The organism is Vibrio sp. Isolate34 (genome assembly GCF_022397915.1).
In the GTDB taxonomy this organism is placed as follows: domain Bacteria; phylum Pseudomonadota; class Gammaproteobacteria; order Enterobacterales; family Vibrionaceae; genus Vibrio.
In genome coordinates, this window is record NZ_JAKEUO010000003.1 from 48,634 (window position 1) to 70,639 (window position 22,006).

At 44.9% G+C, this 22,006-nt stretch carries 15 protein-coding genes and 2 pseudogenes; 10 read left to right on the forward strand and 7 right to left on the reverse strand.

Features of this window, described 5'->3' with window-relative positions:
- Positions 1–68: 68 nt before the first annotated feature.
- Entirely contained in the window at positions 69–2,048 is a 1,980-nt protein-coding gene (locus L1D22_RS04810) for a methyl-accepting chemotaxis protein (protein WP_239828883.1), read from the reverse strand.
- 406 nt (positions 2,049–2,454) lie between these two features.
- Between L1D22_RS04810 and L1D22_RS04815 the strand changes: the two genes are divergently transcribed.
- Positions 2,455–2,628 (forward strand): hypothetical protein, encoded by a 174-nt coding sequence (locus tag L1D22_RS04815; RefSeq protein WP_008216632.1) that lies wholly within the window; start codon positions 2,455–2,457, stop codon positions 2,626–2,628.
- A 193-nt stretch (positions 2,629–2,821) separates the two neighbouring features.
- Complete coding sequence (locus tag L1D22_RS04820; RefSeq protein WP_239828884.1) at positions 2,822–3,406, forward strand: TetR/AcrR family transcriptional regulator; 585 nt, start codon at positions 2,822–2,824, stop codon at positions 3,404–3,406.
- A gap of 120 nt (positions 3,407–3,526) precedes the next feature.
- Here L1D22_RS04820 and L1D22_RS04825 read toward each other — a convergent pair whose 3' ends face one another.
- Positions 3,527–5,392, reverse strand: coding sequence for a fructose-specific PTS transporter subunit EIIC (locus tag L1D22_RS04825; RefSeq protein ID WP_239828885.1), 1,866 nt, complete (start codon positions 5,390–5,392; stop codon positions 3,527–3,529).
- 344 nt (positions 5,393–5,736) lie between these two features.
- Here L1D22_RS04825 and L1D22_RS04830 point away from each other — a divergent pair, with 344 nt between their 5' ends.
- Positions 5,737–6,039 (forward strand): fructose PTS transporter subunit IIB, encoded by a 303-nt coding sequence (locus tag L1D22_RS04830; RefSeq protein WP_239828886.1) that lies wholly within the window; start codon positions 5,737–5,739, stop codon positions 6,037–6,039.
- 7 nt (positions 6,040–6,046) lie between these two features.
- Positions 6,047–6,820 (forward strand): PTS sugar transporter subunit IIA, encoded by a 774-nt coding sequence (locus L1D22_RS04835; RefSeq protein WP_239828887.1) that lies wholly within the window; start codon positions 6,047–6,049, stop codon positions 6,818–6,820.
- 28 nt (positions 6,821–6,848) lie between these two features.
- Here L1D22_RS04835 and L1D22_RS04840 read toward each other — a convergent pair whose 3' ends face one another.
- A complete protein-coding gene (locus L1D22_RS04840) occupies positions 6,849–7,688 on the reverse strand; it encodes an AraC family transcriptional regulator (RefSeq protein WP_060468969.1) in 840 nt (279 codons plus the stop codon).
- 378 nt (positions 7,689–8,066) lie between these two features.
- On the opposite strand from L1D22_RS04840, the gene L1D22_RS04845 reads away from it, so the two are divergent.
- The 4 genes from L1D22_RS04845 to L1D22_RS04860 all read left to right on the forward strand — a co-directional run bounded on the left by L1D22_RS04845 (position 8,067) and on the right by L1D22_RS04860 (position 13,479).
- The gene (locus L1D22_RS04845; protein ID WP_239828888.1) at positions 8,067–9,971 is read left to right on the forward strand and encodes a fructose-specific PTS transporter subunit EIIC; all 1,905 of its coding nucleotides are present in this window, start codon (positions 8,067–8,069) and stop codon (positions 9,969–9,971) included.
- A gap of 110 nt (positions 9,972–10,081) precedes the next feature.
- The gene (gene manA, locus L1D22_RS04850; protein WP_239828889.1) at positions 10,082–11,299 is read left to right on the forward strand and encodes a mannose-6-phosphate isomerase, class I; all 1,218 of its coding nucleotides are present in this window, start codon (positions 10,082–10,084) and stop codon (positions 11,297–11,299) included.
- A gap of 298 nt (positions 11,300–11,597) precedes the next feature.
- On the forward strand, positions 11,598–12,038 hold the full coding sequence (locus L1D22_RS04855) for a PTS sugar transporter subunit IIA (RefSeq protein ID WP_239828890.1): 441 nt from the start codon (positions 11,598–11,600) through the stop codon (positions 12,036–12,038).
- 13 nt (positions 12,039–12,051) lie between these two features.
- Positions 12,052–13,479 carry a fructose-specific PTS transporter subunit EIIC gene (locus L1D22_RS04860; RefSeq protein WP_239828891.1) on the forward strand — a complete coding sequence of 476 codons (1,428 nt, stop codon included), beginning with the start codon at positions 12,052–12,054 and terminating at the stop codon, positions 13,477–13,479.
- A 161-nt stretch (positions 13,480–13,640) separates the two neighbouring features.
- Here the strand turns inward: L1D22_RS04860 and L1D22_RS04865 are convergent, their stop codons facing one another.
- From L1D22_RS04865 to L1D22_RS04880, 4 genes and pseudogenes are all read right to left on the reverse strand, one after another.
- Positions 13,641–15,146, reverse strand: a complete 1,506-nt coding sequence (locus tag L1D22_RS04865) for a bifunctional diguanylate cyclase/phosphodiesterase (RefSeq protein ID WP_239828892.1) — start codon at positions 15,144–15,146, stop codon at positions 13,641–13,643.
- Between the two features lie 209 nt (positions 15,147–15,355).
- Positions 15,356–15,595: pseudogene (locus L1D22_RS04870) on the reverse strand (diguanylate cyclase); the annotation flags it as partial.
- 174 nt (positions 15,596–15,769) lie between these two features.
- Positions 15,770–15,904 (reverse strand): annotated as a pseudogene (locus L1D22_RS22375) (LysR family transcriptional regulator); the annotation flags it as partial.
- A gap of 160 nt (positions 15,905–16,064) precedes the next feature.
- Positions 16,065–17,690, reverse strand: coding sequence for an ABC transporter substrate-binding protein (locus L1D22_RS04880; protein WP_171762523.1), 1,626 nt, complete (start codon positions 17,688–17,690; stop codon positions 16,065–16,067).
- 143 nt (positions 17,691–17,833) lie between these two features.
- Here L1D22_RS04880 and mpaA point away from each other — a divergent pair, with 143 nt between their 5' ends.
- On the forward strand, positions 17,834–18,544 hold the full coding sequence (gene mpaA, locus L1D22_RS04885; protein ID WP_239828893.1) for a murein tripeptide amidase MpaA: 711 nt from the start codon (positions 17,834–17,836) through the stop codon (positions 18,542–18,544).
- 717 nt (positions 18,545–19,261) lie between these two features.
- On the forward strand, positions 19,262–21,853 hold the full coding sequence (locus L1D22_RS04890) for an AAA family ATPase (protein ID WP_239828894.1): 2,592 nt from the start codon (positions 19,262–19,264) through the stop codon (positions 21,851–21,853).
- The last annotated feature ends 153 nt before the right edge of the window (positions 21,854–22,006 follow it).

Below are 22,006 nucleotides of genomic sequence, written 5' to 3' on the forward strand. Positions count from 1 at the left end.
AAGCCCGTGTATCCTGTGATTCGCGGGCTTTTTAGTTTTGCTAATCAGATTGATTTGAACGCTTATGGCTAGCTCTTAAACGTGCTCGCAATCTCTTTCAATGAAGCCGCCAGTTCAGCTTGTTCTTTGGCGGTTGCTGCAATTTGAGTTGCGCCTGTGGTCGACTCTGTCGATTTCTGCTCAACCGCCATCACGTTTTGCGCGATATCTTGAGTTACGACGGCTTGCTCTTCTGTCGCTGTAGCGATCTGTTCGGTCATGCTAAATATCTCGCTTACCGATGCGGAGATTCCTTGTAAGGTGTGCTCGACCTCTTTTGAATCCTCAACTGCTTTAGACGACATCTTCTGGCTGTTATCAATCACATTAAACGCCGTTTGAACATCAGACTGTAGCGAGCTGATAAAGCCTTCAATTTCAGCTGTCGATTGCTGAGTACGTTGTGCTAGCGTGCGAACTTCATCAGCCACTACCGCGAATCCACGGCCTTGCTCACCCGCTCGTGCCGCTTCAATTGCCGCGTTCAATGCCAGTAGGTTGGTTTGTTCTGCTACCGACTTAATCACATCAATCACACTGTTAATGTTATTGCTGCTCTCGTGTAGATGCGTGATTTTTTCCGCTAGGTCATTAATTTCAGAAGCCAGTTTTTCGATAGAGTGGTAAGAGTTTTGAACCGTACTCAAACCTTCTTGCGACTGCTCATCGACCAGTTTAGCGGAGCTTGCTGTCTGCTGAGTTTTAGCGGCCACTTCATTTACCGTTGCTGATAACTCTTCTGTCGCCGTCGCAACTAAGCCAATTTGGTCTTGTTGTTGAACCAGCGTACTCGAGTTGTAATGACAAGTTTGCGAGGTTTCTTCAGCGGCTGAAGCCAAAGTCAGGCTCGACTGAGACAGGTTGTCGATAACGTTTGAAAACTTCTCTAGGGTTTCGTTCAGTGCCGAAGAGATCTGGCCAAGTTCGCTGTTACCAGCGTACTTAGCACGAACCGTAAGATCGTTGTCATTACGAACTTTAGACAACATCACTGTCAGGTCTTTCACTCTCATCGTCAGGTCGCTGATCGCCTTAAAGCTGACAAAGGTTGCGAACAACGTAATCAAAGCAAACAGACCAATACTCATCATCATCACAGACTGCGCTTCTGACATCTTTTTCTCGGTCAGCGCAATCAGTGATTCAGCTAGGTGATTTTCAGTTTTCTTTAGCTGAACAATACGAGCAGTAGATTGAGAGAACCAGTACACAGGGTCAACATCAAAGCCGCTCATCTTAGATTCAGCCAAACTACGAAGCTTTTCCACTTCTGCTACAGAGCGGTCATTTAACTGCTGCTCAAAGAAACGAACGTTCGCTGGGTTGCTCAACACTTCAAAGTTAGAGAAATAGGTATTTTGCTGTGTCACCAAAGAGATGAATCTAACCAACATACCTGGGCCGAACTCATTTCTAGAAAAGGTGTTGTTGAGAACCGCACGCTCAATACCAGCGCGCTCTTTACCTTGCAGGAAATTATAGTAAGCGATAGTTTCTTTAGTGATGATGGCATCAGAACTCAGCTCTGCAATTAAGGCAGAAACACTGAGTAACTTAGCATTCAGTTTGGTGTAGTAACCCAATGCCTCTGAAAGCGAGATAGATTGAGAGTCCACTCGATTTCGAATCGTCGTGATCTGATTAAGGCTCTGGCTTATCTCTGTATTCAGGCGATTGATCTGTGGCAGATTGATATTGGCAGACTGCCAGTAATCATTTCTTTGGTTACGACGGTTGTCGGCATTGGTTCTCTGCGCGGCTAATTCACTGACAAACTTGGTTCCTTGAGAACCAATAAAGCCAGCTGTCATGCCTCGCTCTTTTTGTAACTCATGCACTAACTCACTGTACACAACCGAAAGGCGCGTCAGTTTATTCAATGAGGACATTTCAGTCTTTGTTTCTACGCCTTTTGAAATCGCAGAAACGCTAAGCCATAGAAATCCCAAGATCGGTAAAATAAGCAAAGCGATGATTTTTTGCTTAAAAGACATATCGGTTAATTTCATTATCATTTCCCTAGCAGCTAACAAATATTTCTCGGTCATCTAGCTCAGTACATTTCCAGACGGATGTGCATTTACTGTGACCGTATAATTATTCAACTTAATTAATATAGTTCAATTTCCATACCACACAGTTCAGCGTGCGCTGAAAGCAACATTTCACCTTACAGAATTCATTGACTTATTTATAAAACCGTTAGCTATGCTACTTTAGAAAACACAAAAAACGTGCAACAACATTTTTCTGACACAAGCGACTGAAAAATCAAAGTTTTTCATACCCCTAAAGAGGTGTGCACAAACCATTTAGCTGCTCAGTTGTCGCTATATATTCAGCACTAACTATGTATAATGCCGTGCTCAAAAAGTTACGAATTCAATTAATGTAGAAGCATAATTAGAGGTTTTTATGGACTGTCCCGCTTGCGAAGAACACATTGGATGGGAATGGGTAGAAGAAGCAGCAATCGAACCTAATGAAGAATTCGATTGCCCAGAGTGCGAAGAAACGCTGATGTACACTATCGATGAAGGCACCTATTACGGCGCGCAGCATAAAACCGTCGAAGTCGTCGACGACTAGTCTTACTTAGACATTAGATAATGATACCAGAATAAAAACTGCCAAACCTTGTCTATTAATTGCATTCAATCGAGCACCTTATGCACCAACAAGTTGCAAGGAAGACAATTAAGTTGAGCAAAACACACCTTTACTAGAACGAACGTTCAGCATAAAATATTGAACATATGTTCAGATTAATGAAGTAGATGTTATGGCCAAGACCGCGAAGTTCGATAGACAAGACGTAGTAGATAAAGCAACGAACCTATATTGGGAAAAGGGCTTTCACGCGACTTCTATGCGTAACCTGCAAGACGTGATTGATATGCGTCCGGGTAGCATCTACGCGACGTTTGGCAGCAAAGAAGGTTTGTTTAAAGAGACGCTTGCTCGCTATACCGAACTTGGCATTCTCAACCTGAACTGCTTTCGCAGCGAAACAGACTCACCAATCAAGGCGCTTGAAAGCTTCGTAAAACGTGCAGTAGTTGAATCTAAAAAAAGTGCGCCAAATGGCATGTGTATGTTGGCTAAGACGGTAGCTGAGTTGACTGACGAGCACGCCGAATTATTAGAAGAGGCGAAGAGATCTCTTAAGATCATGGAAGGTGAGTTCGCTAAGCTGATTACCGAAGCTCAAGAGCTTGGTGAAATAAGCAAAGAGCGTGAACCGACTCAACTTGCTCGACATGTTCAAGTTCAGATCGCAGGCTTGCGTACCTACGCGAAAACCTGTGACGACATCGATTTGCTTAACTCTATGGTTGAAGACGTATTTAAGTATCATCCTTTTTAAAAGCTCAACTTGTTTTAGAGGCCATACAAAAAGACTCCACTGTTAGCCAAAGGCTAGAGCGGAGTCTTTTTAGTTTGAGTCTAGTTAACTTTATAGATGATTAACTTTAAAGTTTAAGGGTTACACCTTTCGCATGATCAACGCCTGCGCATTGAGCATCGCTTCTTTAGTGCTGACATCTAAGATTTTCACATTCGCAAAGCGCTCAACTTCCTTAATCGCCACATCGTGAGCGAAGATCACCAACCTCGCCCTTTCAATATCTTTCTGTGTAATGCGATTACCTATTCCGTTGGCACCTTGGGTCTCAACCTTTATCCGAACTCCAAGGTGATGGGCCGCCTTTTCTAAAGACTTAGCCGCCAAGAAAGTATGAGCAACACCTGATGGGCATGAAGTAATTGCCAACACATCCGCTTGCCCTTCTTCTGTTACCGAACCACCGGCAGACTGATAAGAAAGTTCGTCACCTTCTACCACATTTTTTTTCAGCAGTATCACGATCAAAGCCGTGGTGAGCGCTCCCGCCAGTGTGCCAATGATGTAGCCAATTTTTCCGTCAACCACAGGCAGAACAATCCAACCGCCCCATGGTGCATGGTTCACTACATGGAACATAAAGCCAACAACGTTACCGACAATGCCACCAGCAACAACCGCAGGCAGAACGCGTGCAGGGTCGGCAGCAGCAAATGGGATCGCACCTTCACTGATGCCGATCATTCCCATGATCCCTGCGGCTTTGCCCGCTTCGCGTTCGTCGCGTTTAAACTTCTTCGGCGATATAAAAGTCGCCAGAGCCATACCGAGTGGTGGCGTACAAATCGCAATGCCAACGCCACCCATCAACCAAGGTTGGGTATTTACCTGAGTTTGAGCAAACAGTGTAGCGACCTTATTGATTGGTCCCCCCATATCAAAGGCGGTCATCGCGCCTAAAATACTACCGAGCACCATTTTTCCTGAGCCTGCCATCCCCGTGAGCATTTGGTTCATCTCTAGCATCACTTGGGCTATCGGGGAACCAATCACCCACATCACCGCCCCGCAAGTGACGAAGGTGCCGACTAGTGGATATATGAAGATAGAGCTTAACGAGCTCATACTGTCTGGCAGCTTGATCTTCTTTAGTAGGTTCACCACAAAACCCGCAAAGAAACCGACCACAATCGCGCCTAGAAAGCCGGTGTTGTATTGATTCACCGCAACCCAAGAACCAATCATACCGGGCGCCAAACCCGGTTTGTCGGCCATTGAATAGGCGATGTACCCGCCTAATACGGCAGTAAACAGGGTTAAGCCTGCGATGCCCATCTGTGCGATGTCAGCTAGAACGCCACTCTCTGGTACTGCGCCGTGACCCGACATCATCACCGACAAAGACAACAACACGCCGCCCGCGACTACGAATGGGATCATGTGCGAAGTGCCGTATAACAAATGTTCTTTGAGTCTATTGAGAGATTGTGCCCAAGGACTGAGCGGCTCGACATACACTTCATGATGGCTAGAGGCATAGCTATCGAAGGAGTCCGAATTGGCTTCGAGAAACAACTCTTGAGCCTCCTCAACCGACTCGGCTGCCTTTAATTTTGTAACAAAGCCATCTTCGATCAATTTGGTCGAGATCTGAGCCAGTACCTCGATATGATGGTCATCATTGTTGTCAGGTGAAGCGAGCATAAAGAACACATCAGACAGTTCACCGCCATCAGCACCATAATCAATGCCCGTTCGGCTAATGCCTACCGCGACAGCAGGTTTAGCAACGGCAGTGCTTTTCGCATGTGGAATCGCAATACCATCATCAAAACCCGTATTACCAATGGCCTCACGCTTCCAGATATCATCAAGGAATTCACTTTTATTGGAGAGCTTACCGGCACGATCGAGTAACTCGACAAGCTCTTCAAAAACCGCCTGTTTGGAGTCTGCTTTCAAATCTAAGCAGATAATCTCGGGCTCGATAATGTTAGTGATATCCATGGTTTACTCTGCCTCGCCTGATTTCAGACTGAAGTAATTAGGTTCTTCCGACCTAAATTAAAATTCGATGTTAATAGGATGAAAAGATTAGCGGTGTGCCGGCGATCATCATATAGGACGAAAGGTGCATTAACTGGATTATTGTAACCAAGAACTCAGAGTGTGACGTTCACCTTAGAATAAAAAACGGCAATCCATAAAATCCACAGAACCCATAAACAAACCGCCCCTCCTCTATGCGAGCTTTCCATACTGGATTTCCCACGCAAGATAGCTCTTACAAAATAGCTTGTGAAAGGTAGCTTATGTAACGTAACAGGGACGAGATTAAGCCGAGAATAATAATGAGAATTGTAGCGGTAACTGCGTGCCCTACAGGCATTGCGCACACCTATATGGCAGCTGATGCTCTAAATAAAACAGCCCCTAAATTCAACGTTTCAATCAAGGTTGAAACACAAGGAGCCATGGGTATTGAAAACTTACTGACTRCACAGGACATTACCCTCGCAGACAGGGTATTGATCGTCTCTGATATCGACATTGAACAGCCAAACCGCTTCGACCCAGCGAAAACCCTATTCATTCCTATGGAAGAGGTATTGTTGAGTGCCGATAAAGTCTTTATTAAGCATTGTCGCACCTAGACCTTTCATGAACGAGTATCAGATCACCTTCTTCGTTGACGATCCTGCCGCGAACTCACACGTCGCGCAGCCACTTAGCCGCTTGGCAAAGAAGTTCAAAAGTACCATCCGTATTATCAACATCACTCAAAACCGAATGGCCGATCTCTCCAAGTCTGTCGCGATGTTACAAGTAGGTTTGCTTCGTGGCGACTTGTGTCAGATAACCGCAGTAGGGATTGATGCCGAGCTGGCCTGTTTCGTTCTTAAAGACGTGATTGCTGAGCATTACGCCATGGTCGGCTCACAAGTGAACCATGAGTTTTCGAATGACTTAATCCAGCGCATGCCACAGATATGCCCACCTTGTGACATCAAGTGGCACCATGCCAAAGCACAAACTCAACTGACCAAGTTTGAATGTCTAAAAGGGCTTGCTCATCTCGTGTATCCAGAAGATCCGGATGAGCTGATTCTTGCGTTTATTAAACGAGAAGAACGCTCGTCTACGTGTGTATCCCCAGGTATTGCTTTGCCACATGTGATGTTTGAATCGACCCAAGATCTCTCGATTGCGGTCATCGTCAGTGACGACCCTATTGATTGGGCATCACGTATTGGTGAAGTACACGTTGCCATCGCTTTGGTCCTGCCTACCAAGCCACAGCGAGAGCACATTGTGGCGGCCACTAACCTAACCAGAAACCTGCTTCACGATCAGGTCAATGAGCGTTTACAAAAGACCCGAAGCAGCGTCGACCTACAAGCTCTGCTCATGTACATCTCTTCACGTCTGATTTAAAACGACTTAACTAGAAAATATAGCTTACCTAAATAGAACCGCGGTATTCGGTTGGGGTTCTTCCTGTACGGTTTTTAAATACTCGGCAGAAGTAGTTCACATCTTTAAAGCCGCAACGTACCGACACTTCATTGAGCTTGAAGTTGTACTTCTTAAGCATGAACTTGGCACGGTCGACTCGGACACGAGTGATGTACTCGGCCAGCGTCATGTGGCCTTGTTGGCGGAACATTCGTGACAAATGGTTAGATGAAATACTAAAGCGTGAGGCAATGCTGTCACGGGTGATGTGACGGTGGAAGTTCTCTTGAATGTAAATACAAATGCCCTGATACACATCCTGAACTCGGCTGTGAGATTTCTCGACGGGCGCATCTAACATGGTCTTACTGTATTGCAGCAGCGCTTGTAGTAGCAGTTCATCCATCGGCTGCTTGTTACTCTCGCGCGCTAACGAGCTAAGCGCCTCTAGAATGTTATCTATCGCAAAACCAGAGCGAGTCTGAATACTGTGCTTTTGAATGTCGTAAAAGCTCTCTTCCCCTTTGCGCTTGCTCACCAAGCTTAAACCAAGCTGACGACGACCAAACAGCATGCTCAGCACTGAGCAGTCAGTATCCCAATTCGGCTTATTCCAACAGTTCGGTGGAATGAAAATCGCATCCCCTGCTTTGGCGATAACGTTGGTGATCTTGCGATCATGACTCTCCATTTCATTTATATACTCTCCGTCTAGTACCAGCTCTAAACGTGGAAAGTTCACCTGATAACTGCATGCTGAAGGCGTATGAAAATCTCCCGCAAACCAGATGTTGTGAAACGGTTCTCGCTCGTTTAATACCGACGAGATTAGGTCATGAAATATCATTTATTCGAACTCTTATGGGCAGCAATAAGGCTACGGGAATAGATATACTCCTTAGTGAAACATAGCGCTATTGAGCAAAATCACAATTTGAGATCTAGGTTACAAAAATCCAGTAGTGGAAATAAATCTCCAGTCAAAAACCTGATATAGCACATTGTTCCTTCGATAACTCTACACGCCGAACCCCTTGCAAATAAAAGCCTCAAGCAGGCTCAACCTATGTCAATAGAGGCCGAAAAACGCGCCACTAAACGATCAAAATCACACTCCACTTATAACGCAACAATCATCCAGTAAATGCGTTTTTTCTTCACTACAGAAGGCAAGTAATCAATTTCAGAATACCCCTAACAAAATAAAAAAGAGTAGGGGTTCATTATGATCACAACATTGATCAATCAAGATTTGATTAAGCTTTCGCTTAACGCCAATTCCAAAGAAGACGTATTTAAAGAGCTGATAGACGTGCTGTACGCACAAGGCAGAATCTCAGACAAAGCACAGTTTCTTGCCGACATTAAGGCTCGTGAAGAACAAGGTAATACCGGATTTGAAGAAGGTATTGCTCTGCCACATGCGAAAAGCGCTGCGGTGATCAAACCCGCGGTTGTTATCGGCGTCCATCAACAGGGCATCGAGTACGGCGCCGATGACGGTCAGCCATCAAAACTGTTCTTCATGATTGCCTCTCCCGATGGCGGTGATAATCACCACATCGAAGTACTTGCAGAGCTTTCTTCAAAACTGATTGAAGAAGGCTTTATTGAAAGCTTTATGAATGCTCAATCTGAACAAGAAGCATTAGAACTACTGCTTACCAAGCCTGAGCCTTCAGAAGCGGAAAACAACGTTGAGAAACAAGGCTTCATCATTGGTGTGACAGGCTGCCCAGCTGGCGTTGCACACACTTATTTGGCAGCTGAAGCGCTAGAGAAAGGCGCGGCGGCTCTTGGCTACAACATCAAGGTCGAAACTAACGGCTCTATTGGTGTTAAAAACAACCCCACTCAAGAAGAGATAAAACGTGCCGACGCGATTGTCGTCGCTTGTGATAAGCAGGTCGACATGGCTCGCTTTGCTGGCAAACGCGTTATCTGCACCAACGTAAAAGCACCTATCAAAGACGCGCAAGGCTTGATTAAGCAAGCGCTCAACGCACCAAGTTATCAAGCGGAGCAAGCTCCAACCAACCAATCTGTTGCCGAAAAAGCATCACAAGCGCGCTCGGATCTTTACCGTTACTTGATGAATGGCGTATCACACATGATCCCATTCGTAGTGACGGGCGGCCTTTTGATTGCCCTAGCGCTAGCGATTGGCGGTGAGCCAAGTGAATCTGGCATGGCGATTCCTGCTGGCAGCATGTGGAACCAAATCCTAGAAGTGGGCGTGGTTGCCTTCACCCTGATGATCCCAATCTTGGCCGGCTACATTGCTTACGCGATCGCTGACCGCCCTGCCCTAACTCCTGGTTTAATTGGCGGTTGGATTGCGAACAACGGTTCTTTCTACGGTGCTGACGCAGGTACAGGCTTCATTGGCGCAATCATCGCAGGTCTATTAGTAGGTTACTTCGTTAAATGGATTACCTCGTTTAACTACCACAAATTCGTTCAACCGCTTGTGCCTATCATGATCGCTCCGATCACTGGCTCTCTATTCATCGCAGGTCTGTTCATCTTCGTAATTGGAGCTCCAATTGCTGGATTGATGGATGCTCTTACTGCGCTGCTAACCAGCATGAGCACAGGTAACGTGGTTCTACTTGGCATCGTATTGGGTGGCATGGCTGGCTTTGATATGGGTGGCCCGTTCAACAAGGTGGCGTTCCTATTCTCGGTCGGCATGATTGCCAGCGGTCAAACTCAATTCATGGGTGCGATGGCGTGTGCAATTCCTGTGGCTCCACTAGGCATGGCTATCGCAACCAGACTTGGCCGTAAGTTCGACTTGTTTGAATCTTCTGAGATTGAAGCAGGTAAAGCAGCAGGCGCAATGGGCTTGGTGGGTATCTCTGAAGGTGCGATTCCTTTCGCCGCTCAAGACCCAATGTCAGTTATCCCTGCCAACGTGCTTGGCTCAATGACTGCTGCGGTAATGGCGTTCTCATTCGGTATCACCAACAGCGTGGCTCACGGTGGACCTGTGGTCGCTCTACTAAGCGCAATGAACTACCCAATGCTAGCACTTCTGTGCATGGCATCAGGTGCGGGCGTAACTGCGGTTACTTGTATCGCGCTTAAAAATCTACGCAAAGCCAAGCTAACGACAGCAGCGGCTTAAGCCATTTCAACTCCAATGGCTTGAGCCCTTCGACCCTACTGTTTTTAGTAGCTAATAGTTTTTTAGGAACGAATAGAGCTCAAGCCATGTTTCCCTTCATGGTGATTTCGATGTCTGATTTTTCTTTAGCGAACGACTCGTTCGTACAACGTTTTTTCTACCCTATGACTAATGTGATTCAAAACTACGCATGGGGTAGCCCTTCTTCGTTTAGCCAACTGTTTGGTATTGATAACCAGTCTGGTGAGCCACAAGCGGAAATCTGGATGGGCGCTCACCCGAATGGTTGCTCAATGGTGAACGACAACGGGCAGCAGACCACATTAGCGAGCTTGATCTCTAAGAACCTAAACCTGTTTTTAAGCGAGAAAGTCGCGAGTCGTTTTGGCGAACTGCCGTATCTGTTCAAGGTGTTGGCGGCAGAGAAAGCACTGTCTGTTCAAGTTCACCCGAACAAACAACAAGCCGAATCTGGCTATGCACTAGAAGAGCAACAAGGTATTCCAATGACGGCGGGTAACCGTAACTACAAGGATCCCAACCACAAGCCAGAACTGGTGTATGCCCTAACCGACTACACGGCGATGAATGGCTTTAGGTCGATCAGTGAGATCCTTGAGCACTTCCATTACCTCGATATTCCAGAGCTTCATTCGATGGTTAACGACCTCGCGGGCGATCAAACACCCAATGGCTTAGCCTGCTTTTTTGCGAGCTTACTGTCTCTGGAAGGTGAGCAAAAAGGCATGGCGCTTACCCTATTGATCATGAAGGCCAAGCTTTCTGATAAACGTGTATTCCAATTGATTTCAGAACTGGAAGATCAATACCCAGGTGATGTCGGCCTATTTGCTCCGCTGTTATTGAACGTAATTACCCTAAAGCCTGGGCAAGCGATGTATTTAGATGCAGAGACACCTCACGCTTACATCAAGGGCACAGGTCTAGAGATCATGGCGAACTCAGATAATGTGCTGCGCGCCGGATTAACGCCTAAGTACATGGACGTGAATGAGCTGGTTTCTTGTACTCGATTTAATGAAAAGCCTGCGGATAGATTACTGCTCAGCCCGATTGAGCAAGGTGATGTGATGGAATACCAAATCCCTGTCGAGGATTTTAAGTTCTCTATCGTGCAAAATTCGCATCAACGCCAGATCACGACCGAAGGTGCCGAGATCCTATTACCGCTCGACGAGTCTATGGTGCTCACTCATCAATGTGGTGAAACCTGCGTGATAGAGAAAGGCCATTCGGTATTCGTTCCGGCTTATGCTGAGAGTTACAAACTGGATTGCGCTGGACGCGTAGCGCGCGCTTACAGCTAACTTTCTAACAACTCACAACACACTCTTCATGCCCTGCTTTTGCGGGGCATTTTTGTTTCTACAGCTTTTGTGTTCCTAGATCTTTTTGTCCCTACAGCTCTTTTATTCCTACAGAAAGTTATTTCAACACCGGAATACACCATCAAATATGACCCATCTCACACTGGATGAATGATGTAAATCACACTTAATTTTGCTGGATACAAATGTACAGTGAAGGGCTTTTATTTGCTATTTCGCGAATCGGGTTAATCCATTAATTTTAATTCAAGAACTTCAAGAGTGAATGAGTTAATAAATGATCACACAGCTAACTAACGTCAACTTAATTAATAACAACCTTAAAGCGAATAATAAAAAAGAACTGTTTGAAGAATTGGCAAGCATGTTATTTGAGAACAACCGACTCAGCAGTAAAGAAGCCTTCTTGGCAGACATTGAAATTCGTGAATCTCAAAGCATCACCTCAATGGACGGCATCGCTTACCCACACTCAAAAAGCAAGGCTGTAACTGAGCCTGCCATTGCTGTCGGCGTTAAGCGAGAAGGCATTGAGTATGGCGATGAAGACGGCATTAATCCAACCGTGTTTTTTATGATTGCTTCACCAGACAACGGTGCTGACCATCATATTTATGTACTACAAGAACTATTTGGGAAATTCAGTGATGAATTTGTCCAAAATATCCATAACGCAAAAGATGAACATCAAATCCTTAATATTTTAATTAATTCATAAGGCGTAGACAATTATGAGCACCCTAGCAAATCAAGCTACGAATACCAGTAGCAATTCTAATAATAAAAACAGTAGTAGCGACTTTAAAAAAATCCTTAGTACCATGAAAGGCCACCTGCTTTTCGGAACCTCACACATGCTGCCTTTCATCGTAGCTGGCGGTGTTCTATTGGCCTTAGCGGTAATGGCATCAGGCAAAGGTGCAGTACCAGCAGAAGGTTTGCTGGCAGACATCTCTAATATCGGTATCAAGGGCCTTGTTCTTTTCCCAATCATTCTTGGCGGCTTTATTGGTTACTCAATTGCAGATAAACCAGCACTGGCACCTGCGATGATTTCTTCAGGCATCATGGCTGACATGGGCGGCGGCTTCCTTGGTTGTATCGTGGCAGGCTTTATCGCTGGTGGCGTGGTGTTCCAACTTAAGAAGATCCCACTTTCTACCAACATGACCGCGCTAGGTGCTTACTTCATCTATCCGCTTCTAGGCACGTTAATCTCTGCCGGCATCGTACTGTGGGGTATCGGCGAGCCAATCAAACTGTTCATGTCTTCAATGAACGAGTTCCTAGCTTCAATGGCTGGCGCATCTAAGATGGTTCTGGGCACAATCCTTGGTGGTATGACGGCGTTTGATATGGGCGGCCCTATCAACAAAGTAGCTACCCTATTTGCTCAAACTCAAGTAGACACACAACCGTGGCTAATGGGCGGCGTAGGCATCGCGATTTGTACACCACCTCTAGGCATGGCATTGGCAACGTTCCTATTCAAAAACAAGTTCTCTAAACAAGAACAAGAAGCAGGTAAAGCGGCTGCAATCATGGGCTCTATCGGTATCTCTGAAGGAGCTATCCCATTCGCAGCGAACGACCCAATGCGCGTGCTTCCTTCAATCGTTGCCGGCGGTATCGTGGGTTGTGTATTCGGTTTCATGACAGACGTTCTACTGCACGCACCGTGGGGCGGCCTAATCACTGCACCTGTATCAAGCAACATCCCAATGTACGTTGTGGGTATTGCACTTGGCTCTCTAACCACAGCGGTTATCGTTGGCTTCTGGAAACCAGTCGCGGTTGAAACGGAAGAAGACATGGTTGAAGCAGCGCCAGTTCAAGCTCAAACAGCACCTGTAGCTGGCGAAGGCGAGTACGACATCGTCGCCGTAACTTGTTGCCCTTCTGGTGTTGCACACACCTTCATGGCAGCGAAAGCACTAGAGAAAGCAGGCTTAGCGGCAGGCCTTAAGATTAAGGTAGAAACACAAGGTCAAAATGGTATTCAAAACCGTATCACCGACCTAGATGTCGCAAACGCAAAACTGGTTATCTTGGCTCACGATATTCAAGTGAAAGACGCTCACCGCTTTGCAAACGTAAACGTGATTGAATGCTCTACTAAGGAAGCGATGAAGAAAGCCACAGACATGGTGACTATCTAAACCCTGAAACAAGTTAGAAGATAAAATTACTACCCCTAGTAACTAAAATCCCCATTCGTTTTGTCAGCGAATGGGGATTTGTTTATTCTTAATTCAACCAACAACATCCTTCTCGATACAAGTCATCTGTATCCCTGTCGCTTAGATGAAAAAATATTACGTTATGTTGTTGAACACGGTTCTTTTTCAGGGGTGAGACTTTCTTTTAACTGTTTGGAGGACATCGGGTAGCCAAGATAATAGCCTTGGGCCTGTTCACAATTTAACGTTTTTAAAATTGACAGTTGTTGGGCATTTTCAACCCCTTCAGCCACCACATGAATGCCAAACCCTCGCGCGATATCAATGATACCGGACGTTATGGCCCTTGAACGGTAATCGTCTTCTAGCCTATTGATGTAGCTGCGATCGACTTTGATTTCATCTACATCCAACTTGCTAAATATACCAAAAGAAGTGTAGCCAACACCAAAGTCATCTATCGAAAAGGACACACCATGTTTTTTTAATTTTTGAACAGCTGTTGCACACTGGTCTATATCTTTCAAAATGGCAGTTTCAGTGATTTCAAGACATAGCAAGCGAGCAAAATCAGGATCCTTTTGTAGATAATTATCCAGATACTTCATGTCATCAACGCTATTTAGCTCTACCGCTGAAATATTAACCGAGACACTATTAAGCTCATTTCCTAGCAAGCCATTAGCCCTAAGTTGTGACGCAGTCTTCTCTAGAACTAACGCAGTCAAATCACGACAAAAATGATTCTCTTCTGCTAGCGCGACAAAGATATCCGGTGAAACGACACCATAGCGCTCATGCGTCCAACGAGACAACACTTCCACGCCAGCGACAAATTTATTTTCAATGTTGTATTTAGGCTGAAACACAATATCAATCGCTTTGTCATCAATCGCTTTACGTAATTCTTGCACCATCTCTTGACGTTGACGTTCAAGCTCAGTGAGTTTTGGGTCATGAAACTCAATCGTATTCTTGCTTTTTTTTGCTTCAGTTAAGGCGTGGATTGCTGATGCCATAAGTTGCTTGGCATTATTTCCATCAGAGGGGAATAGAGCAGCGCCAATACAACAAGTGGCGTTGATATCATAACGATAAGCACATTGGTTAAATCTACGATGTACGAGAGCAATGTAGGATTCAATATCTTCCTTATCATCGAGTTTGACTAAACATGCGAAACCATCGGAATGTACCCGTGACGAAAGTGGTTGATGCTCAATAGGAAGTTCAATCGATCGGGCGATGTCTTTTAAAAATAAATTCGTATTTTCGAACCCAATCTGGTCAGCGACAGATTTGAAGTTATCAATGTCAAGTAAGAAGAGGACATAATGGTCACTGGCCTGGGATTTTTTTAGCCTTTTGTTTAAATATCGATAAAAAACGGATGGGCTATGAAGCCCAGTAACACTATCAAGATCGTTAGCGCTCTCTAAATCTCGATTATTTTTCCGAACCATTACCCATAACAAAGCAGACGTTAGAATGATAAATACCAGGCCTTTGACTGTCTGTGCTAAGGCGTGTTCTCGCAAGTCATTTGATAGTGATTCAACCGCGAGATCAGAAAATAAAACCCATAAAGATGACAGTATTAAGTAACTGAATACTATGTTGGCCGGATATCTTTTTGTCTTGTTCATCGTTAGCTGCTATCTCTCAGTCTAATGTGTCATGACTTATATATTATAAATTGCTCATAACGTAGCACCAACATAAATCGCAATCTACCGCTCGCGTTTTTATTTTTAACTTTTGTTTACCGATTTTCGTCATCACTCTGCGCGACGAAAACCTTTTAAGGCTAAAACATGGCAAGAACAATTTGTGTGAATATTAGCTCTTAGCCAAACTAAGAGCTGCCAATCGCTTTTGTTGATGTCGAGTAACTGTCATATGACTCTTCAATCACAATTGTATTTCGTCCTTTAAGCTTTGCTTGATAAAGCGCCCTATCAGCGTGATCGACACAGTCTTTCCACTTTTCATTTTCTGATAGCAAGCTAATACCAAAACTAGACGTAATTGTTAGAGTTGATTGTTGTTCAAGTTTGATCTTCTGAATTGCTGAGCGTAATTTCTCTGAAAGGGCTACACACCAGCTGCCAATATTCTTGAAACAATCGCTCGCAATAAGTGCCTTCGCTTTCGATCTTACCGTTGGTCAGCTCGATATCGACATTCTGACAAGGGTTGGTTGATGGCCAGTCCACCAGCTGAATATCGAGCCTGATAAAAGAATATTTTTTATAGAAGGATGGCAGGCGAGAAAAGTTTCTAAACTTTTAAGCTGCTGACTCACCGCAGCTTGCGTAACACAAAGCTCTCGCGCAGCCGCGCCAATAGAACCGAGGCGGGCAACAGCTTCAAACGCAACAAGTGCACGTAGAGGAGGTAACATGGCTTCACCTGATTGAAATAAAAGTGAAAAATACTTCAGGCAGGTTTCAGTTTTTTGCGCTTACGGTTACAGATTAATGACGAAGGGACGTTGATCAGAGATTTATGATCAACGTCCCTTTTCTTTATTTCAAACTTTTAATGATGTGCCAGAAGCTCAATTACTCTTTGATGTAGAGATCTTTAGAGTAGATACGCCCTTCTACATTGTTCTTAGCAAAACCACCGACACTTGGTCGCACTAGACGGGCCTGCATGTAGTAGTAGATTGGTGCGATCGGCATGTCTTCTGCCAGTAACTGCTCTGCTTGGTCATAGAAACCTTGGCGGTCTTGTTCGCTGGTTGCAGCTAAGGCGCTGTCCATTGCTGCGTCGTACTTGTCATTGCTATAGCGAGCAAAGTTACCCGAAGAGCCTGAACGCAACAAGCTCAAGAAAGTCGATGCTTCGTTGTAATCGCCACACCAAGAGGCGCGCATCACATCAAAATCACCTTGGCGACGAGACACCAAGTAAGACTTCCACTCTTGGTTTTCAAGCTCAACTTGTGCGCCTAAGTTGCCTTTCAGCATTGATGCAATCGCCACTGCTATGGACTTGTTCGACTCACTGGTGTTGTAAAGCAGTTTGAAATCCAATGGGTTAGATGCATCGTAACCCGCTTCTTTTAGTAACTCTTTTGCTTTTTGATCGCGTTCTTTCTGAGTCCACGTGCTGTATTCAGGTTGTGTCGCATCAAAGCCAGCCGTGTACTCATGAGCAAAGGTATAAGCAGGCAAGTTACCCACCTGAGTCACACCATTGGTGATAACGTCACGCATCATAGAATAAGAGACAGCTTTACGTACTCGCGCATCATCAAAAGGTGGTCGCGTAGTATTGAATGCGTAGTAGTAAGTACACAGCAAAGGCACCGCGGTAAACGCATCTTGGTATTTGGTTTTAAGTTGCTGCGCCATATGTGTCGGCACGTCCGAAGTAATATCGACCTCGCCCACTGCATAGCGGTTAATCGAGGCATTCTGGTTCTCAAACGGAATATATGTCACTTCGGTTAGGTACGTATTTGAACTGTCCCAGTATTTCGGGTTCTTCTTCAATTCAATGCGCTCATTCACCACCCACTCGTCTAGTACGAATGCACCATTACCGACAAATTGCTTAGGATCGCTCCACGGCTTGTCGCTACTTTCTAGGGCTGACTTATGCACTGGCATCATGGATGTGTGGCCCGTCATCGCCACAAAGTAAGGCACTTTACTATCGAGTTCGAACTTCACCGTGTGTTTATCAACAGCCGACACGCCTAGCTCTTCAATCGGCTTCTTACCTTCTGCCACATCAGCAATATTGTTGATTTTGGTGAGCTTTAGATACCACACATTTGGCGATGCCGTTTTAGGGTCTACCGCTCGTCTTATCGCATACACGAAATCATCAGCCGTCACCAGATCGCCATTCGACCATTGCGCGTCTTTACGCAGGTGGAAGACAAAGGTCTGGTTGTCTTCGGTTTCCCAAGATTCCGCCACACCTGGAGTAATGTTGCCATCGCGATCTTGAATCACTAAGCCTTCAAACAGGTCACGCAGAATGTGCATTTCTGGAAGGCCTTCAGCCTTTGCAGGGTCAAGAGTCGCCGCTTCTGCATCATTCGCGCGCACCAAGTGTTGTTCTTTCGCCAGAGAAGTTCCCGCTGGCAATGTGTCAGCAACGGCAGTCACTGAGATAAAAGGGGTCAATAGAGATGAAATGAGTAACGCCGTTGAGTGTTTCTTAAAATCCATATGTTTTTGCTCTCCTAGCCTATCTTTGAAGCAAGTAATAAAATTAACAATGCGACTGTTGACGAGTTTTAATGCTTTCGTTTATCTAAGTAGTTTTTGTAATCGTTAATACTTGATAGTACTTGATCAATCAGGAGATAAAGGTGAGTTTAATTCCAAGAACGGAAAGAGCTGCATTTTCAATAAAGCCGCTGCCATATGGAAAGTCGGTACTAGGCGCACCCTTGCTCTATTTCCCCGCGCAAGTAGAAAGCGAATCTCGAGGCCTAATCATAGCAGGCACACACGGTGATGAAACCGCGTCTATCGCAGGTTTATCTTGTGCGCTAAGAAGCCTGCCAGCCGCCAACTTACGACACGATGTGATCTTGTCGATGAACCCAGATGGTAATCAGTTAGGCACACGCGCCAACGCTAACCAAGTCGATTTGAACCGCGCATTCCCGACGCAAAACTGGACAGAAGACGGCACCGTCTATCGCTGGAGTTCCCACACACCAGTCAGAGATGTAAAGGTAAAAACTGGGCAAGTCGACCAACTTGAACCGGAAGTACAGTCGCTCATCAAGCTCATTGAGCAGCGCAAGCCCAAATTCGTCATCTCTTTCCACGAACCACTCGCCATGGTCGATGATCCAACCCAATCGGAACTTGCCACTTGGCTAGGTAAGCAATTCAACCTGCCGCTCGTTGAAGACGTGGACTACGAAACCCCAGGCTCATTCGGCACGTGGTGCCAAGAAAGAAACCTACCGTGTATTACGGTAGAGCTACCACCGGTTTCTGCGGACCTGACTATCGAGCAGTATTTAGATGCGCTTGTGGCTGTGTTGGGGTGTGAGAAGGTTGGTTAGACAAACTCGTTTTTGGACAAAAGCGAGTTAGGTAGTTTACTCGCCACCTAACTAGAGTATGGACAACAATCGTTTCAGAGAATTGAATATTAACCATTAATGAATAACTAAAAGTAAGGCAAATGATTGAACTGGACGTCCAACGAGGATAAGGAGAAGCGCTACCTAATACAGCCTATACAAGACAATTCACTCTTTCCTTAATAGAACATCAAACTTTGTAGCTAACACCGTTTGACCTTTCTCATTTCTATATAATGTCACATAAATGCTTAATCACCTTACTGGGCGATAGCTTTGCTGTTTTGGTGGTAACTCCTCACTTTTCAATTAGCTGCTGTACCTGCATTAATTCGTCTCTTAACTTGTCGATAATCTGAATGAGTTTGCAGACACAATTTGTAAGTTGTGATCATCTTACCGTCGTATCCAATGAGGTGCTTTTTGAAATAAGTGGCTGGGGTCTAGTTACCTATGTCACAAGTATCGCGGCAACCAAATAGGTCTAGTGATTAATCATCCCTTAAGCGCCATAGCGATATCAAAATGGAGCATCAACTAGAGCAAATTGTGATATCCCGCACTGCAAGTGTGGGATCTATGTCGCACTGGCAGAGTATTCCTCGTGTTTGATTGCTCTAAAGATGATTGCAACCAATTGACTATAATAAAAATAGGCGTATATATTCCCGAAATATAACCTGTTTGGAGAATAACATGTCGATAGAAAGCGTTGTTGGTTGGGCTAACAAGCTAAAGAAGAATCTCTGGTGGCGTCACGCTCTTAGATTAGCAGCAAATAAAGGCGAGCTTGATGACGGTGATTTGCAATTACTCTTTGCTCTTTCTAAAGAAGAAGCAGGTTTGCAACCGCAAAGTGATGCTTATGCGGCCAGCATAGCTTCGCTGGATCTAGCTGGCTTTGGCGAAGAAAAGCATCCAGTAAAATTGGCGTGTATTAGCAATGTTGCTAATGTTTCAGCACTTGCTCCGAACAAATCTATTGCATTTGAAAGCGAAGGACTGACCGCAGTCTATGGTGATAATGGTTCGGGTAAATCTAGCTATGCAAAGATTTTAAAGAACGCCTGTCTTACTCGCGGTAGTACTCCAAAAATTCTCTCGAACATCTACGAGGCACAAACCGGTGAGCCTTCTGCTGACATTTCTCTTTTGATTGGCGAGGACAAGCACGACATTCCATGGCTTCTCTCTGGAAACTCACATGAAGATTTAAAATCGATTCGAATTTTTGACAACACCTCGGCGACACATTACATCTCTGACGAGGACTCAATTGATTACAAGCCTGCGGGGATGAAATTATTGTCTCAGCTAATGAGGGCTTGTGATTATGTAAGAGCCGCAAACGAGTCAGAGAAAAGACCATATAACGTTGCGGTTCCGTTACCTCAATGTAGACCTGGAGGTAAAACAGCAGCGTTTGTATCTGGCTTGTCTGGAGACACAAAATCAGAGGCCGTTGATGCCATTTGTCTGAGTAAAGAAGAAGATGAATCAATCCCAGTATTAAAATCAGAGCTTGTTAAGCTGCAGACCAGTACACCTGAGCAGCTTAGAAAAGGGTTTAGTGATCGTAGAAAAGAGCTAACCCCTCTTAGTTCCTACTTCAATCAACTAAGAGCTAAACTCGATGAAAAGCAGTTTGAGACGATAAAACTCAATTACGATGACTATCAAACCAAACAGGCCGCAGCAGAGTTAGCTCGCAAGCAGGCAATTGAAGGTCACGAACTATCAGGTATTTGCTCACCTGAGTGGAGAGAGATGTGGAATCACGTACAGACATTCGTACTAAAGCATAATGCGGAATTATCGTTCCCAGCTGCAGAGGGTGAAGCTTGCCCTACTTGCTTGCAACCTGTCTCGGCAGCATCTGCCGAAAAACTAAAGCAATTTAACGACTATCTACAAGATAAAACTCAGATGGAAGCCGGCAAGGCCAAAGTTAAATTTGATAGTTCAATTGCAGCTCTAAAGCTACTGTCATTCGACCTCAAACCTTATGAATTTATTCTAGGCAAGGTGGCTGAGTTTAATCCAGAAATCAGTAAGAGCTTTATCGCACTGGAAGACTCGTTCAAGGCCCTCTGTTCGAATCTTACAAAACAAGTACCAGACTTCTCTATTGTTCCAATTGATTACAAAGCGCTAGATTGGATCAATGGGCAAATTATCTCTTTAAAGGTCAAAGAGGATGCAGTTAAAACCAATGAGGGGTTAACTAAGCAGATTGTTACTGCGTCACAGGCTATTAACGAACTTGATGACAGAAAGCTGTTTACATTATCTAAGCAAAACATTCTCCACGAGATTGAGCGCCTGAGGATGATTGATCTATATAACGCAGTCACTCAATCTTGCTTATCAACAACCATAACCACTCAAACAAATAACATTGCCCAAATGGGTGCTATTGGCGAGCTTAGCAAAGTGTTTGAGGCTGAGTTGAAAAAACTTGAGTTTAGAAACTTCGATGTAGGCACTGAAACTCGCGGCTCTCGCGGCAAGCAAATGTTGAAGTTTAGTATGACAGGCAAGCGGAACAACATTTCTGACATCGCCAGTGAAGGCGAGCAAAAGTGCGTTGCTTTGGCTGGATTCATGGCTGAACTTATTGTTGATGACCGAAAATCAGCGATTGTTTTTGATGACCCAATTAACTCTCTCGATCATAAGTGGCGAAGAAAGTTTGCTACCCGCATCGCAGAGGAAGCACAAAGCCGTCAGGTCATTGTGTTTACCCATGATATGTCATTTTTAGTCATGCTCGGAGAGGCAACTAAAAAGGCCAATTCGAAGTACTCGGCTATTTCAATTGTAAAACGTGGGAAGCTTGCTGGGTTCCCTACATCTGAGCCGCCGTGGGATGTTAAATCAACAGGCGATCGAGTCAAAGATCTAAACAAGATAATGGTTCCTTTGAAGCAGCTTGAAGATGCCGGAGATATTGATGGCTACGAAGCTATGGCCAAGTTAACGTATAACAAGATGCGTGAAACATGGGAAAGGCTTGTTGAGGAATGGCTATTCAAAAAGGTCGTTGAAAGATTTGGTCGAAGTGTAAAAACACAAAGCCTTAAGGACGTTGTCGAAAAGGGGGGGATCACTCCAGAAGACTATGCTGCCATAGAAGAAGGTATGTCGAAGTGCAGTACTTTTATGTATGGACATGACCAAGCGCCTGAGCTGAATGAAGGCGTACCTGGCTATGCGGAAGTTGCAGATGATTTCGAGAAGCTAAAGGCTTACTTTGCTGTTCTAAAAGCACGCAGAACTAAAAAATAGCGCTTAAATGATAAAAAGCTCACTTTGCGATAGGTGGGCTTTTTTTATATTCATCGCGGATTAGCGGGAACTAAAAACAAAAACGGTAGTAAGTGATATGGTTTAGTCGCCAAACAAAAATCATACACAAACTACCTTTTCCATGCCGAATCA

Coding starts and splice junctions, on each gene's coding strand:
- L1D22_RS04840 (WP_060468969.1), bottom strand. CDS start 7,688: ATGATATTTCATGACCTAATCTCGTCGGTATTAAACGAGCGAGAACCG.
- L1D22_RS04825 (WP_239828885.1), bottom strand. CDS start 5,392: ATGGATATCACTAACATTATCGAGCCCGAGATTATCTGCTTAGATTTG.
- L1D22_RS04865 (WP_239828892.1), bottom strand. CDS start 15,146: ATGAACAAGACAAAAAGATATCCGGCCAACATAGTATTCAGTTACTTA.
- L1D22_RS04845 (WP_239828888.1), top strand. CDS start 8,067: ATGATCACAACATTGATCAATCAAGATTTGATTAAGCTTTCGCTTAAC.
- L1D22_RS04835 (WP_239828887.1), top strand. CDS start 6,047: ATGAACGAGTATCAGATCACCTTCTTCGTTGACGATCCTGCCGCGAAC.
- L1D22_RS04815 (WP_008216632.1), top strand. CDS start 2,455: ATGGACTGTCCCGCTTGCGAAGAACACATTGGATGGGAATGGGTAGAA.
- L1D22_RS04860 (WP_239828891.1), top strand. CDS start 12,052: ATGAGCACCCTAGCAAATCAAGCTACGAATACCAGTAGCAATTCTAAT.
- L1D22_RS04880 (WP_171762523.1), bottom strand. CDS start 17,690: ATGGATTTTAAGAAACACTCAACGGCGTTACTCATTTCATCTCTATTG.
- L1D22_RS04890 (WP_239828894.1), top strand. CDS start 19,262: ATGTCGATAGAAAGCGTTGTTGGTTGGGCTAACAAGCTAAAGAAGAAT.
- L1D22_RS04810 (WP_239828883.1), bottom strand. CDS start 2,048: ATGAAATTAACCGATATGTCTTTTAAGCAAAAAATCATCGCTTTGCTT.
- manA (WP_239828889.1), top strand. CDS start 10,082: ATGTCTGATTTTTCTTTAGCGAACGACTCGTTCGTACAACGTTTTTTC.
- L1D22_RS04855 (WP_239828890.1), top strand. CDS start 11,598: ATGATCACACAGCTAACTAACGTCAACTTAATTAATAACAACCTTAAA.
- L1D22_RS04820 (WP_239828884.1), top strand. CDS start 2,822: ATGGCCAAGACCGCGAAGTTCGATAGACAAGACGTAGTAGATAAAGCA.